The organism is Sphingomonas chungangi, assembly GCF_013778325.1.
Classification (GTDB): Bacteria; Pseudomonadota; Alphaproteobacteria; order Sphingomonadales; family Sphingomonadaceae; genus Solisphingomonas; species Solisphingomonas chungangi.
This window is the reverse complement of record NZ_JACEIB010000003.1, coordinates 583941-598928: the sequence shown is the minus strand read 5'-3', so window position 1 is coordinate 598928 and position 14988 is coordinate 583941. Positions and strand designations below refer to the sequence as shown.

11 protein-coding genes are annotated in these 14988 nt (G+C 66.3%); 3 read left to right on the top strand and 8 right to left on the bottom strand.

The genetic code is table 11. From position 1 onward, the window contains the following. Positions 1–192 precede the first annotated feature (192 nt). The 7 genes from HZF05_RS07085 to HZF05_RS07055 all read right to left on the bottom strand — a co-directional run bounded on the left by HZF05_RS07085 (position 193) and on the right by HZF05_RS07055 (position 10677). Positions 193–2448, bottom strand: coding sequence for a TonB-dependent receptor (locus HZF05_RS07085; RefSeq protein ID WP_160363656.1), 2256 nt, complete (start codon positions 2446–2448; stop codon positions 193–195). 185 nt (positions 2449–2633) lie between these two features. Further along, the gene (locus tag HZF05_RS07080; protein WP_160363655.1) at positions 2634–4373 is read right to left on the bottom strand and encodes an N-acyl-D-amino-acid deacylase family protein; all 1740 of its coding nucleotides are present in this window, start codon (positions 4371–4373) and stop codon (positions 2634–2636) included. A 34-nt stretch (positions 4374–4407) separates the two neighbouring features. Next, on the bottom strand, positions 4408–5196 hold the full coding sequence (locus HZF05_RS07075; RefSeq protein ID WP_160363654.1) for a crotonase/enoyl-CoA hydratase family protein: 789 nt from the start codon (positions 5194–5196) through the stop codon (positions 4408–4410). Positions 5197–5263: 67 nt separating this feature from the next. Further along, entirely contained in the window at positions 5264–6337 is a 1074-nt protein-coding gene (locus HZF05_RS07070; protein WP_160363653.1) for a phosphotransferase, read from the bottom strand. Next, entirely contained in the window at positions 6334–7506 is a 1173-nt protein-coding gene (locus tag HZF05_RS07065) for an acyl-CoA dehydrogenase family protein (RefSeq protein WP_160363652.1), read from the bottom strand. Before HZF05_RS07065 ends, HZF05_RS07070 begins: the two co-directional genes overlap by 4 nt. An 11-nt stretch (positions 7507–7517) precedes the next feature. Further along, complete coding sequence (locus tag HZF05_RS07060) at positions 7518–9566, bottom strand: 3-hydroxyacyl-CoA dehydrogenase NAD-binding domain-containing protein (protein WP_160363651.1); 2049 nt, start codon at positions 9564–9566, stop codon at positions 7518–7520. A gap of 91 nt (positions 9567–9657) precedes the next feature. Then, positions 9658–10677: a zinc-dependent alcohol dehydrogenase family protein gene (locus HZF05_RS07055; RefSeq protein WP_160363650.1), complete on the bottom strand. Its 1020-nt coding sequence runs from the start codon at positions 10675–10677 to the stop codon at positions 9658–9660. Positions 10678–10770: 93 nt separating this feature from the next. Between HZF05_RS07055 and HZF05_RS07050 the strand changes: the two genes are divergently transcribed. Genes HZF05_RS07050 through HZF05_RS07040 form a run of 3 tightly spaced genes read left to right on the top strand, consistent with a single transcriptional unit; the run spans position 10771 to position 13690 of the window. After that, positions 10771–11973, top strand: a complete 1203-nt coding sequence (locus HZF05_RS07050) for an acyl-CoA dehydrogenase family protein (protein WP_160363649.1) — start codon at positions 10771–10773, stop codon at positions 11971–11973. Next, positions 11970–13037: an acyl-CoA dehydrogenase family protein gene (locus HZF05_RS07045; RefSeq protein ID WP_160363648.1), complete on the top strand. Its 1068-nt coding sequence runs from the start codon at positions 11970–11972 to the stop codon at positions 13035–13037. The genes HZF05_RS07050 and HZF05_RS07045 overlap by 4 nt, the downstream gene beginning before the upstream one ends. A 20-nt stretch (positions 13038–13057) precedes the next feature. Continuing rightward, the gene (locus HZF05_RS07040; protein WP_220129733.1) at positions 13058–13690 is read left to right on the top strand and encodes a DJ-1/PfpI family protein; all 633 of its coding nucleotides are present in this window, start codon (positions 13058–13060) and stop codon (positions 13688–13690) included. Here HZF05_RS07040 and HZF05_RS22275 read toward each other — a convergent pair whose 3' ends face one another. After that, positions 13691–14902 carry a cytochrome P450 gene (locus tag HZF05_RS22275; RefSeq protein WP_160363646.1) on the bottom strand — a complete coding sequence of 404 codons (1212 nt, stop codon included), beginning with the start codon at positions 14900–14902 and terminating at the stop codon, positions 13691–13693. Between the last annotated feature and the right edge of the window lie 86 nt (positions 14903–14988).

Sequence of the window (14988 nt, the reverse complement as noted above, 5' to 3'; positions counted from 1 at the left end):
GCATCGCCGCACTCAACTCCTTCGCGACACGTCTCGCGATGCTTCCCATCGATGTTGGCCCGAATATCGCGCTCACCCGGGCCAGTCTGAAAACCGGTCGCTCGACCGATAACGACGAAGCGGGGGCAGACCATGCCTGCCCCCGCTCCCCGTGATCCATATCGCCCGTCCGCGCCTTCCGGCGCGCAACGATCAGTATTTATAGGCGATCGATCCGCCAATCACGCGCGGCGGATTCCAGGCTACTGCGGTGCCCGGGCCGTTGGGCAGCACCTGCGCGATATAGGCCTTGTCGGTCACGTTGTTGCAATAGGCCGCGAAGGTGAAGTGATCGCTCGGATCCGTCCAGGCCGCGCGTAGATTCACGACCGCATAGCCTTTCTGCTCGTTGCGATTGGCCGCGTCGAAGAATATCTTCGACGAATAATATACGTTGGCGTTGAGGTTGAGCTTGCCTTGGGCGACGTCGAACGTGTCATCCAGCGTGACGTTACCGGTCCAGTCGGGCGAACGGATCATGTGATTGCCCGATGCATCGACCGGCGTATTGTTCGCTGTTCCCGTCGTGTAGTCGAACACGTTACCTGGCGCGCCGAGATACTTGCTGTAGCGGCCGTGGTTCCAGGCGACGCCACCCGAGATATTGAAATTGCCGAATAGATTCTGCGAAACCGACAACTCCGATCCATAGACGCGCGAGCTGGCGGCATTCGTCGTGATGCTCTGCGTTCCGACATAGATGGAAACTTGGAGATCCTTGTAATCGTAGTAGAAACCGGACAATTCTATATGTGTACCCGCATGCGAATATTTGAATCCGCCTTCGTAGGCGGTAATCTTCTCCGGTTTGATATAGGGCGGATTGCCATTGTAGTTGAAACCGTTCACATCGAGCAGACCCGCTTTATAGCCCTTGGTCACCGAGGCATAGATGTTGGCGGTGGGCGAAATCTGGTAGCGGACCACGCCACGCGGGGTGAACGAGTTGAACGTGTGATTGGGCGGGCTGATCCGGGTCACGTCCGGACCGAGCGGCCGCGGGCAGAAACCGGCTGCGTAGCCAGCGTCGAAGCAATCCCAATGGCCACTGTCCTTCTCCGAGCTGTAGCGCGCACCAAAGGTCAGGAACAGCTTGTCGAAGGGATTCCAGGTCGCGTCGCCGAAGCCGGAAATCGACTTGATGTGAATATAGGTGTCGTAGGCCGGATAGATCATCGGCGTGATCGCGCCGAATGGCTTCTCCTGCGCGACCTGATCCATATAGAAGGCGCCGACGACCCATTGCAGCCTGCCACCGGGCTCGGAATTCAGCAGGACTTCCTGCGTCTTGGTCGTATCCAGATTGTTGAAGGCGACGCGGAAGATCGGTGCGCTCGAATCGTCAACCTCGAGGTCCTGGCGTGATCGCTCCTTGCGATATTGCGTGTAGGAAGTCAGGGTGGCGAAGCCGAGATCGAACTTCGCGGTGAGTTGCCCGGCATTCAGTTTGGCGTTGAACTTCGGGTCGAAACCCGGATCGGCCGCCATATGGCGGTTGTCCTTGCCGAACACGGCTCCGGGAATGTCGAATGCGTAGGCCGCAGTCTCGTAACGGCCGTCCTTGTCGCGATAGACGCTCCAGTCGAGCGTCGTCGGATCGACCAGCTTGGTGTGGACGTAGCGGGCCAGGATATAATTCCTGCCGCTGTCATCGAACGCATATTTCAGGCTGGTGCGCAGCGAGAAGTTGTAGCCCTTGCCGACATGGTCGTCGCCGTCGGTGAGATTGGTGAACCAGCCGTTGGTGTATTTGTAGAGCACACCGACATCGGCCGACAGGCCCTTGGCGATACCGGTGGTGCCGTAGAAGGACGCATTGACCGTGTCGAAGCTCGAATAGTCGAGCTTGGCCTGCACCGCCGTCTTCTCCTGGGGCTCCAAGGTGGTGACGAGCACCGCGCCGGCCGTGGTGTTGCGGCCGAACAGCGTCCCCTGCGGGCCCTTGAGCACCTGAATGTTGCTGACGTTGAGGAATGCGAAATCCTGGGTCAGCGGGCTTGGGTTGTAGAAGCCGTCGATATAGACGCCCACCGAAGAGCCGCCGCCGACATTGGCGAGCGCGGTGGACACGCCGCGGATCGTCGGCTGCGCGAACGAGCCGTTATAATCGAGGCGGAAGGCGGGAACGACCTGCGACAGCGCGTTGCTGGCGGTGACGCCGGCATTGTTCAGCTTCGCCGCGCTGACCGAGGTGATGGTGATCGGCACGTCAACGAGGCGCTCCGAGCGGCGTTGCGCGGTGACGACGATGTCCGCGTTCGACGATGCCGTGCCGGCTGTCGACGCAGTGGCAAGCGCCGGTGCGGCCTGCGCATGCGCCATTGCCGGCAGGACCACGAAGGCCAGGCCGGCGAGACGGGTTCCGGTAAGCAAGGCATACTGAAGACGGCTTGCGGCACGAATGGCCATTGTCCTCTCCCCCTTCCACGTCAACACGTTGGTCAACTTGTCGTTATTTGATCGATTAAATGAGATTGTTCGCTATCCGTCAAGCCGTTCGTTATTGTCGAGGCGAACCGCCGGCGATTTCCGTCCGGAGTGGCGCTTTCGACACAACCGATCGGTACATTTATGGGATCGATTAAACGGCTGGATCAGCCCGCGAGCGCTAATGGTGCATGGCCGGGGCCTCGCACCAGCCGGCCGGGTCGCGTTCCCGTCGGGCGATCGTGCCGCGCGATTATCGTGCCGCTGACGATCGTCGCGTCGTAACCCGTCGCCGACTGACGCAACCGACGCCCACCCGACGGCAGATCAAAGCTCGGGCGCGGGGCGCCGAGGGTCAAACGGTCGAGATCGATGACGTTGATGTCCGCCTTCAGGCCGCAAGCGATCAAGCCGCGATCGGTGAGACCCACCGTCTGGGCGGGGCGCCGGCTGAGCGCGTGCACCGCCCACTCGATCGGAAACCGGATGTCGGCGGGCGCCTCCTTGACCCAGTAAGACAACAGATAGGTCGGATAGCCGGCATCACAGATCATGCCGTAATGCGCGCCGCCATCGGCCAGCCCGAGCACCGTGTTGGGATTGGTCAGCATCTCGCGGATCGGCCCCGAGCCGCCGGTCGCGTAATTGGCGCTCGGCAGATAGAGCAAGGCATGGCCGTCCTGCTCCAGCATCAGATCGTAGGCGAGCGAGAGCGCGGTGGTGCCTTCGCGCATCGCCCGGCGGTCGAGCCGCATCGCCTCGGAAGGCATATAATCGGGATGCGCGCCGAGCGCGTACATGGCGCCGACCGCGCCGATCAGCATGTTGGCGACCGGCTGCGGATCGGGTACCGGTTCCTCGTCCAAGATGCGCGCCTTCGTCTCCGGCCGGCGCAGTTCGGCGACGCGATCGGCCAGCGGCAGGTGCGCGATCGCCGCATAGGCCGGCCGGTTGACGATCGGGTTCAGGCTGAGCTCCAGCCCCATCATCACGCCGATCGGGCGCGGAAAGACCTGAGCGCGCACCGGCAGTCCACGCCCGGCGATATCGTCCAGCGCATCGAGCATCTTGCGCCAGACCTGCGGCTTGTCCATCGTCTCTGCGAGGGAGAAAGAGACGGGACGGCCCGAGACTTTCGCGATCTCTTCGATCAGCGCCATCTCGCTCGCTGGTTCCTCGCTCATCTCGCTGATGATCTGGAACACGCCCGCGCCAGCCGCGCCCAGCCCCTTCGCCAGCGCCAGCGTTTCCTCGCGCGCGGTCAGCACGCTCGGTGCCGGCACGCCGGCCTTGGTGCGGTGGTTGAGCGAACGCGATGTCGAGACGCCGATCGCGCCGGCCTGCACCGCCTGCGTCACCAGCCGGGCCATACGCTGCCGGTCGAGATCGGTGGATGCCTCGTGCGCGATGCCGCGATCACCCATCACGAACACACGCAGTGGCGAGTGCGCGACCTGCATCGCCACGTCGATATCGAAGCGGCGCGCATCGAGCGCGTCGAGATAGTCCGGGAAGCTTTCCCAGTTCCACGGGATGCCGGCCGCCATCACGATCTCGGGGATGTCCTCCACCCCCTCCATCACGGTGATGAGCTTGTTGCGGTCCCCGGCACGGCAGGGCGCGAAGCCGACGCCGCAATTGCCGCCGATCACCGTCGTCACGCCATGATTGCTGGAGGGCGCGAGCGTCTCTTCCCAGGTCGCCTGCCCGTCATAATGGGTGTGGATGTCGACGAAACCGGGGGTGACGATGCGGCCCGTGGCGTCGATCTCCTCGCGGCCCCCGCCCGAGACCTGCCCCACCTCGACGATGCGTGATCCCTGCACCGCGATGTCGGCCACGAAGGATGGGCCGCCGCCGCCGTCGATGACCGTGCCGCTGCGTATCACCAGATCATGGTCCGCCATGTCGCCTCTCCATGGTTCGGCGGGTGTTTCCCGCTTACGTGTCGTCTGTGAAGACCGGCGCCCGCTTCTCCAGCCGCGCGGCGACCGCCTCGCGCTGGTTGGGAGTACCGAACAGTGCCAGCTGGGCTGCCGCCTCGGCGCGGAGCTGTTCCGCCTCGTCGGTGATCGCCATCAGCCGCTTGGCCGCACGCACCGCCGACGGATTGTTGCCGGCGATCGTGCGGGCCAAAGCCAGCGCGCGCGCCAGCGGGTCCTCAGCCAATTCGGTGGCGAGGCCGATCCGTGCCGCCTCGACGCCGTCTATCTCCTCACCGGCGAAGGCCAGCCGGGCGATCTGGTCGCGCGGCAGGACCGCCACGAGCGTTGCGAAGCCTGCCATGTCCGGCACCAGGCCCCAGCGCGCCTCGGCGATCGCCAGCAGAGCATCCGGCGCGACGATCCGGATGTCGGCACCGAGCGCCAACTGCAGCCCGGCGCCGAGCGCGACGCCGTGGACGGCGGCGATCACCGGCACCGGCAGATCGCGCCATTGCAGCACCGCGAGCTGGGCGAGATTGGCCGCCCCGCGCACCGGCGTCGTCAGATCGACATCGGCTTCGCCGGTGCCGCTCAGGCGTTTGAGCGAATCGAGATCGATGCCGGCGCAGAAGGCGCGACCCGCGCCGGACAGAACCACGACGCGTACGTCGCGCCGCGCGGCGATCGCATCGCCCGCCTCGACCAGCTGCGCCATCGCGCGGCCGTCGAGCGCGTTCAGCCGCTCCGGCCGGGCGAGCTCGACCCGGGCAATCCCGTCTGCGATCGAGAGCGTCAGCCGGGCCATCCTTTTCCTTATGCCGTTAGGTTTAGATGCGCCCGAGCGGCGATGCTTGTCAACGTGGAAGGCCGGATCAGCCGGTCGCACCGGCCCTTATCGCCTGATCCCAGGCTAACCTCATGAGTTCAGGAAGAACGGCGACACGCTCCTTCGCCTGGGCGGATGATGCGGTGCCGCGTAGCACCCGCCCCTTTATACCGTGGAAGATGGCGGCGAGGCGGAAGAAGTTGAAGGCGATATAGAAGTCGTAGCCGGGCATGACGGACAGCCCGCGTCGCGCGCAATAGGCCGCGAGATAGTCCTGCTCGTCTGGAATGCCGAGGGCGGAGATGGCGGCGCCCCCCAGACCCGCGACAATGTGCGGCGGCATCCGGTACATCATCGCATGATAGGCAAAGTCCGCGCCCGGATGGCCCAGCGTCGAGAGTTCCCAGTCGAGCACCGCCAGCACGCGCGGCTCGGTGGGATGAAAGATCATGTTGTCGATGCGGAAATCGCCATGGACGATGCTGGTCTCGTCGCCTGGCGGGATGTTGGCGGGCAACCATTCGACGAGGCGATCCATGTTCGGGTCGCGCCCCGCCTCGGCATCCTCCAGATACTGCCGCGACCAGCGCGCGATCTGGCGCTCGAAATAATTGCCGGGCCGGCCGTAGTCGGCGAGGCCGACGGCTGCGTGGTCGATGCCGTGGAGCTGCGCGACGGTGGCATTCATCGCGTCGAACAAGGCGGCCCGCTCCGCGTTCGAAACACCCGGGATGGTCGCATCCCAGAAAATGCGGCCTTCCACCATGTCCATCACGTAGAAGATCGTGCCGACCACGCTCGCATCGGTGCACAGGCCGTGGACGTGCGCGACCGGGAAGCCGGCCCGGCCGAGCCCGGTCAGCACCTTGGCCTCCCGATCGACGGCGTGCGCGCCCTTCAGCAGTTGGCCCGGCGGCTGCTTGCGCAGCACGTAGGCCCGACCCGGCGTTACCAGCTTGTAGGTGGGATTGGACTGGCCGCCCCGGAACTGCTCGACCGTCAGCGGCCCGGCATAGCCCGCCACGTTCGCCCGCATCCACGCATCGAGCGCGCCCACGTCGAGCGCGTAGCCGGCGCGGACGGCGGTGGTGCCGCTGTTCGCCTCGGCGACCGCGCTCACGTCGCGCGGCCTTTTAGGTGATCGCGCTTGATCTTCTTGGCGAGCGACCATTTGTGGACCTCGGTCGGCCCGTCATAGATGCGGAAGGCCCGGATCTCGCGGAACACCTGCTCGACGATCGTGTCGCCCGAGACCCCGGTGCCGCCCATCACCTGCACGCAGCGATCGGCAACCCGCATCAGCGCCTCCGATACCGCCACCTTCGCCATCGAACTTTCCGCCGTGCCGAGCGATCCGGCGTCGAGCACGCTTGCGCACCAATCGATCATCAGCGCGGATTGTTGGAGGTCGATCAGGTTCTCGGCGAGCATGAAGCCGACGCCTTCGTGGTCGACCAGCAGCTTGCCGAATGCTTCGCGCTTGCAGGCGTAGGCGGTGGCGATCTCGTGCGCGCGGGTCGCGGCACCGTGCCAGCGCATGCAGTGCGAGAGGCGCGCCGGGCTGAGCCGCACCTGCGCGAGCGCGAAGCCCTCTCCGGGTGCGCCCAGCATCTGGTCGGCTGGCACGCGCAGATTCTCGATCGCCACGATCGAATGGCCGCCGGGCATCGAGCTGTCGATGGTGTCGAGCACCCGCTCGATGCGGATCGCGGGATCGGGGAGATCGACGAGGAACAGGCACGCGCCCGCGTCCGACTTCGCCATGACGATGCCGACCCTGGCGCCCTGCGCACCGGTGATGAAGGCCTTGCGCCCGTCGATCACCCAGTGGTTGCCGTCGAGCCGGCAGACCGTCTTCATCATCGAGGGATCGGAGCCGGCGCCGCCATCCGCCGCCGGCTCGGTCATGAAGAAGGCCGAGCGCGCCTGGCCGGCGATCAACGGCGCCAGGAAGCGCGCTTTCTGTTCGTCGGTCGCGACCTTGCCCAGCAGGTACATATTGCCCTCGTCGGGCGCCATTGTGTTGACCGCGACCGGCCCCAGCGGCGACAAGCCGGACGGCTTCAGCACCATCGCCGTCTCGACCTGCGTCAGGTGCGCGCCGCCCTCCAGGATATGCGGCGTCAGCACGCTCGCCGCCTTCGCCTTCGCACGAAGTTCGGCGACCAGTTCCTCCGACGGGCCGTGCGCACCCAAACGAGGATCCTGCTCATAGAGAACCACCACATCGCGCACGAACGCCTCGACGCGCGCCGCGATCGCTGCCGCATCGACCTTGCCGGCCGTCATCCCTCGTCTCCCTATCGCGTGAAGCGCTCGCCTGCCTTCGCCTTCCCGACGAGGATCTCGGCCGGCTCGATACCCATCGCGCGCAGCCCCTCGACCACCTTGTCGAGTCCCACCGTGTCCGCCCAGAACATCGGCCCGCCGGTGTAGATCGGCCAATTGTAGCCGAGGATCGCCGCCACATCGATATCGGAGGCACGCAGCGCGATGCCTTCCTGCAGCACCTTGGCACCCTCGTTCACCACCGGATAGAGCAGGCGCGCGACGATCGCGTCGGCGGGCAGGCCGCCCTTGTTCTCCACGCCCTTGTGGCGCGCGAGATCGGCGATCACCTCGGCCGCGACCGGCGAGAAGGTGGCGTTGCGGCGCTCGTCATAATCGTAGAAGCCGCCATTCTTCTTCTGGCCGAGCCGGTCGCGCTTGACGAGGTCGCCGCCCAGCGTCCGCTCGTTGCCGCCGCGCCCGATCACGTCTAGCCCGACGAGGTCGATCATCTGGAACGGCCCCATCGCGAAACCGTAATCGTAGATCGCCTTGTCCACCTCGGGCGGGGTCGGGCCTTCCAGAACCAGATCGTCGGCGCCGGTCATGTAGGGGCGCATGATGCGGTTTGCGATGAAGCCGTAGCAGACGCCGGCCAGCACCGGCACCTTGCCGATCGCCTTGGCGAGCTTCATCGCGGTGGCGACCACTTCCTTCGACGTCTTCCGGCCGCGTACCACCTCGAGCAGGCGCATCACGTTGGCCGGCGAGAAAAAGTGCAGGCCGACGACCCACTCGGGGCGTTTCGTTGCGGCGGCGATCTCGTCGAGATCGAGGAAGGACGTGTTGGAGGCAAGGATCGCGCCCTGCTTGCAGATCGCATCCAGCTTGCCGAATACGTCCTTCTTGATGCCGATCTCCTCAAACACCGCCTCAATCACCAGATCGACGTCGGCGAGCGCCTCGAGCCCGAGCGCGGGGGTGATCAGCGCCATGCGCTGCTCGACCTGCGCGTCCGTCATGCGGCCCTTCTTTGCGGTCGCCTCGTAATTGCGGCGGATCACGCCGATGCCGCGATCGAGCGCCTCCTGGGTCATCTCTACCAAGGTGACCGGCGTGCCGACATTGAGGAAGTTCATGGCGATGCCGCCGCCCATCGTGCCGGCGCCGATCACGCCGACCCGGACGATGTCGATCGTCGGCGTGCCGGAGGGCACGTCGGGCACCTTGCCGGTCTCGCGCTCGGCGAAGAAGTAATAGCGCTGGGCGGCCGACTCGGTGCTGTTCAGCAATTCTTCGAACAGTGCATGTTCGCGCGTCATGCCGGTCTCGAAATCGGGTGATTCGACCGAGGCCTCCACCGCCTTGGCGATGTTGCCCGGCGCCTTGTAGCCGCGGAAGGCGCGCGCATTCTTCTTGAGGTAATCGGCGTAGATCTCGGGATGTCCCCTGGCCGGCGCGATCTTGTCCTCGCGATCGCGCACACGCAGCAGCGGCGCTCTCTCGACAACGATCTTCTTGGCGAAGGCGATCGCGTCTTCACGCAGCTTGCCCTCCTCGGCGAGCGCGTCGATCATGCCGTATTCGAGCGCCTTCTTCGCCGGGATCGGCTTGCCGCCGCCGATGATCTCCAGCGCCGCCTCGACGCCGACCACGCGCGGCAGGCGCTGCGTGCCACCCGCGCCCGGCAGCAGGCCAAGATTGACCTCGGGCAGGCCGACCTTGGCCGACGGCACCGCGATCCGATAGTGGCAGACCAAGGCCGTCTCGTAGCCGCCGCCGAGCGCGGTGCCGTGGATCGCGGCGATCACCGGCTTGGTGGCGTTCTCGACGATGCCGAACACGGCCGCGAGATCGGGCTGCTCGATCGGCTTGCCGAATTCCGAGATGTCGGCGCCCGCGAAGAAGGTGCGGCCGGCGCAGATCAGCACGATCGCCCGCACTGAATCATCGGCGGTGAGCTGGGCGAATCCGTCACGCAGCGCCTGGCGGGCGCGCAGGCCGAGCGCGTTGACCGGCGGGTTGTCGATGGTGAGGACGCCGATGCCGTCTTCGATGCTGATGCTGCCGACGTCGCTCATATGGTCCTCTGGCTCCTTGGGAACGGATAGATGCGGGGCGGCCTTAGCCTTCGTTTGCTGCACTGCGCAACGGCCGTCATTCAACACTTGATTATGTATCGTCCATGGTCACGACGATCTTGCCGAAATGCCGGCCGCTCTCTTGATGACGGAAGGCCTCGGCCAGGCGACCCAGCGGGAAACTCTCATCCAGCACTGGCCTGATGCCGCCCGACACGATTGCGGCGATCATATCCGCCTGCTGGCGGCGCGAACCGACGGTGATGCCCTTGAGCGTGACGTTGGCGCCCATCAGATGCGCGGTCGCCACCGGTCCGGCGACGCCTGCAAGCACGCCGATCAGCGAGATGTGGCCGCCCATCCGGCAAGCCGCGATCGACTGATCGAGCGTGCCGGCCCCGCCGATCTCGACCACGGCATCGACGCCGCCGGTGATGCGCGCCGCTTCTCGTCCCCATTTGGGGATATCACGGTAGTTGATCGTCACCTCGGCACCGAGCGCGCGCAGCCGCTCCAGCTTGGCGCCGGACGAGGACGTCGCGATCACCCGCGCCCCGGCGAGCTTCGCGAATTGCAGCGCAAACAGAGAGACTCCGCCAGTGCCCTGGGTCAGCACCCAGTCACCCGGCTTGATCCGCGCCTCGACCATCAGAGCGCGCCAGGCGGTAAGCGCCGCGCAGGGAAGAGTCGCGGCCTCGGCGAAGCTCAGCCCTTCGGGCATCGGCATGAACCAGTTGGCGGGGCGTACGACGTGGCTGGCGGCGAAGCCGTCGGTCGAGTCGCCGGGGATCACGGACCGTTTCGCCGGATCGATCTCGTCATCCTGCCACGCCGGGAAGAATAAGCCGAGCACCCGGTCACCCGCCGCGAAGCCGATGACACCCTCGCCGACCGCAAGCACCTCGCCTGCCCCGTCCGACATCGGCACGATGCCGGGGCGCGGCCCGAGCATTCCGGTGACCACCGCATAATCGTGATAGTTGAGCGAGGTGGCGCGCACCCGCACGAGCAGTTCGCCCGGCCCCGGCGCGCCGATTTCGCCCTCGCCCACCCGCAGCGTGTCGAGTGTCGCCGGATCGCCGACCGTGACGATGCGTGCCGTGATGGACATTCCCCTCCCCGCTCCTGCACCCGTCCGCGACGGGAGAATCGGCTTAGGCCGATCATGATTGACCTGTTTAATTAATCGAATAGGAAAGACGCGATGCAAGCAAGTCTTTCTTTGCCGGCGGAGGGATTCCGTGCGGAGGTGCGCGCCTGGCTGGCGGCGAACGTGCCCGCGCGCATACGCACGCCGATGCCGGAGGCCGAGATTCCGTGGGGCGGCCGCACCGCGCGCTTTCCGGCGGAAGAGACCCGGACATGGTTGGAGCGGATGGTCGCGCGTGGTTGGACGGCGCCGCACTGGCCCGAGGCTTATGGCGGTGCCGGCCTCTCGGCCGTCGAAACCGGGATATTGAACGAGGAACTGGCGGCGATCGGCGCCCGCCCCGCGCTCTTCTCCTTCGGCCTGTGGATGCTGGGGCCGGTGCTGCTCGAATATGCCAGCGAAGAACAGAAACAGCGCTTCCTGCCGCCGATCGCACGCGGTGAGATTCGCTGGTGCCAGGGTTATTCGGAACCCTCCGCCGGCTCCGATCTCGCCTCGCTCCGGATGCGGGCGGAGGACAAGGGCGATCACTGGCTGCTCAACGGCCAGAAGATCTGGACCACCTATGCCGACCAGGCCGACTGGATCTTCTGCCTGGTGCGCACCGATCCGGATGCGCCAAAGCATGCCGGCATCTCCTTCATCCTCGTCGATCTCGCGACGCCGGGCGTCACCATTCGCCCGATCCGCCTGATCTCCGGCTCCTCGCCCTTCTGCGAGAGCTTTTTCGACGACGTGAAGGTGCCCAAGGACCATCTCGTCGGCCCGCTCAACGGCGGCTGGGAGATCGCCAAGAAGCTGCTCCAGTACGAGCGGCAGAACGTCTCGGCGGTGGGCTTCGGAGGCGATCGCAGCGTCACCCTGCCCGCCCTTGCCGGCCGCGCCGGCCTGACGGACGAGGCGGGCCACATCCGCGACACCGCGCTGCGCGATCGCATCGCCCGTCAGATGATGACGGAGCGCGCCATCCAGCTCACCACTGCGCGCGCGCAGCTGGAGGTCGATGCCGGCCAGGCGAGCGCTGCCTCCTCGGTGATCAAATATGCCTCGGCCAAGGCCAACCAGCATCGGCACGAGTTGGCTATCGAGATCCTCGGCCTCGAAGGGCTTGGCTGGGACGGCGCGCCGTTCGCGGGCGATGATCTGGCGGAAACGCGCAAGTGGCTGCGGTCGAAGGGCAATTCGATCGAGGGCGGCACATCGGAGATCAACCTCGACGTGATCGCCAAGCGCGTGCTCGGGCTGCCTTCCCGGTGAGCGGCGCGGTCACCGGCGCCGACGATCTGGCGATGCTGCGCGACGCGGCGCGCCAGTGGGTCGGCGATGCCGGGCCGGTCGAGCCCGATCCTCGGACGGCGCGGAGCGGCATCGGCGCGCGCTGGGAGGCGATCGCCGGGCTCGGCTGGGCGGGCGCCTGCGTGGCCGAGGCCTCCGGCGGGCTCGGCTTCGGGCCGGCGGCCACCGGCGCGCTGCTCGAGGCGCTGGGCGGCACGCTCTCGACCACGCCTTTGCTCTCGACGGGGCTGATCGCGGCGCAAGCGCTCGCCGACCGTCGCGATCTCGCCTCGGCGATCGCGGCGGGTGAATGGGTGGTGGCCTTCGCGATCGATGAGGGGCCGCGCCACGGCGCCCCCATCGCGACCCGCGCCGAACGGGACGACGCGGGCTGGCGACTGACCGGCGCCAAACGCTTCGTGCTCGACGCGCCGCGCGCGAACCGCCTCTTGGTGACGGCGCAGACGGCGGACGGGCGGGATCTGTTCCTCGTCGACGCGGCCGCCACGACCATCGCCGCGCTCGACATGATCGATGGCCGCGAGATCGGCGACGTCGCGTTCGACTGCGCACCCGGCGTACCGCTCGGCGTCGGCGTCGAGGGCATCGATCGCCTCTGCGATCTTGCCCGCACCGGTCTCGCATCCGAGATGCTGGGCGCGGCAGACGGCGCGCTTCGCACGACGGTGGACTATCTAAAGCTGCGCGAGCAGTTCGGGCGGCCGATCGGCAGCTTCCAGGCGCTCCAGCACCGCGCCGCGCAGGCGCTGTGCGAGATCGAGCTCGCCCGCTCCTCGGTCGCCGCCGCCTGGACCGCCGCCGAGCACGGCACTCCCGATTTCCCGGCACTCGCCGCGCTCGCCAAATATGTCGCGGGCGAGGCGATACACCGCGTCAGCAGCGAGATGGTACAGATGCACGGCGGCATCGGCATGACCGCCGAACATCCCGCCGGACGTACGCTCAAATGGGCGCGCGTTTCCGAAACCCTGTTCGGCAACGCTGCCTGGTGCGCCGAGCGCTACGCGACGCTCCGTGGTTTCTAGACGCCGGAGCAGGAGCAATGATGACCGAGATCGTGTTTATCCTGTACCCCGATTTCACCCAGCTCGACTTCGCGAGCCCCTACGAGGTGTTCTGCCGCCTGCCGGGCGCGCGGGTGCGTATCGCAAGTCCCGACGGCGGCGATCTCAGGACGGAGCACGGCCTGACCTTCCGCGGGGTGGAGCGGCTTTCCGACATCGATCGCTGCGACCTGCTGTGCATCCCCGGTGGCCTCGACCAGAGCCGCATCACGCAGCCCGATGCGCTCGACGACATACGGCGCCTTGCGGCGGGCGCGACTTACGTCACGTCGGTGTGCAACGGCTCGCTGGTGCTAGGCGCAGCGGGCCTGCTGCATGGCAAGCGGAGCGCCTGCCATTGGGCGATGCGCGACAGGCTCGCGGAGCACGGGGCCATCCCGGATCCCGCCCGCATCGTGCGCGACGGCAATGTCATCACCGGCGGCGGCGTCACCGCGGGCATCGACTTCGCATTGGTCTGCGCCGCGGCGATCGCGGGCGACGTCGCAGCCCAGCTCATCCAGCTGACAATCGAATATGCCCCGGAGCCGCCCTTCCATGCGGGTCGCCCGGAAACTGCGCCGCCGGAAGTCATGGCCGCCTTCGCGCGGTTGGCGGGCGGCAGCGCCGCCTAGCTATTTCGCCGCCGCCGCGTCCCACACCAGATCGAGCGATTCCAGCGACATCACCGTGCCGGCGCGAAACCGTTCCGTATAGCCGTCGGCGATGCGGAACTCGGGGATGCGGCTGAACCATTCGGCGAAGAGCATCTTCATCTCGGATCGCGCCAGGAAATGGCCGATGCACAGATGCGGTCCGGTCGAGAAGGTTAGATATTCGCGCTTCTTGCGATCGAGGTCGAACGCCTCCGGGTCGGCATTCTTGCCGTCGTCATGGCCCGCCATCGGCAGCAGGTTGAGCAGCATCTCGCCCTTGCGGAAGGAAACGCCGAAGCGCTCGCAATCCCTCGTCAGGATGCGCGGTGTGTTGACCACGCCGAAGAGCCGCAGCACCTCCTCGACGGCCGCTTCGATCTTGTCCGGCTCGGCGCGCAGGCGGGCCTGCAGATCCGGCCGCGCGGCGATGTGCCGCATCCCGAAGGTCAGGCCGTTGGTCACCGTGTCCAGCCCGGCGATGAACAGCAGGAAGCACATCGACGCCAGCTCCTCGGGCGTCAGCGGCCGGCCCTTGAGATCGGCGTCGAGCAGATGGGAGACGAGATCGTCCTTCCGCTCCTTGCGCCGGGCCTCGATCACCAGCGCCATCTCGGCATTGATGATCTGGGCTAGCTCGACCACTTCGGACTGGCCTTGCGAGCTGAAAAATTTGACGACGATCCTTCGAAAATCGTCGAATTTATCCATCGGCAGCCCCATCATCCGCATGAACACGCCGACCGGATAGCGCGCGGCGATGTCCGCCACGAAATCGCAACCGCCCTTGCTGGCCACGCTGTCGACGAGTTCGGTCGCCAATTCCTTGAGGTAGCCGTCCATCGCATGGATCGACCTGGGCGCGAACCACGGCATCAGGATCTGGCGATAGGGCAGGTTGTCCGGCGGATCGAGATTGAGCGGGATGAAGGTCGGCGCGTCCTTCACCGGCGGGATCTGCATTTGGGAGGCCGAGAAGGTCTCAGGATCGCGCACGATCTCCGAGATGAGGTCGAAACGGGTTACGACCCAGTGGCCGCCATTCTCCGGCGTGAAGAAGATCGGCGGTGCTTCCTTCTGTACCTCGGCATAGCCCGCGTGAACATCGGCGAGCAGCCGGGAATCCCGATAGATATCGAGCTCGTATACCTGCTCGGGACGGACGTGATCGGGAATGCGCGCCGCGGTCGCCACTATGAGTCTCTCCCCGCCGGTGCTGGCCGGCATTTTCATCGGTCGGTTGAGAATAACGGCGCCGCGGCGGGGAGTCGACCGATTTT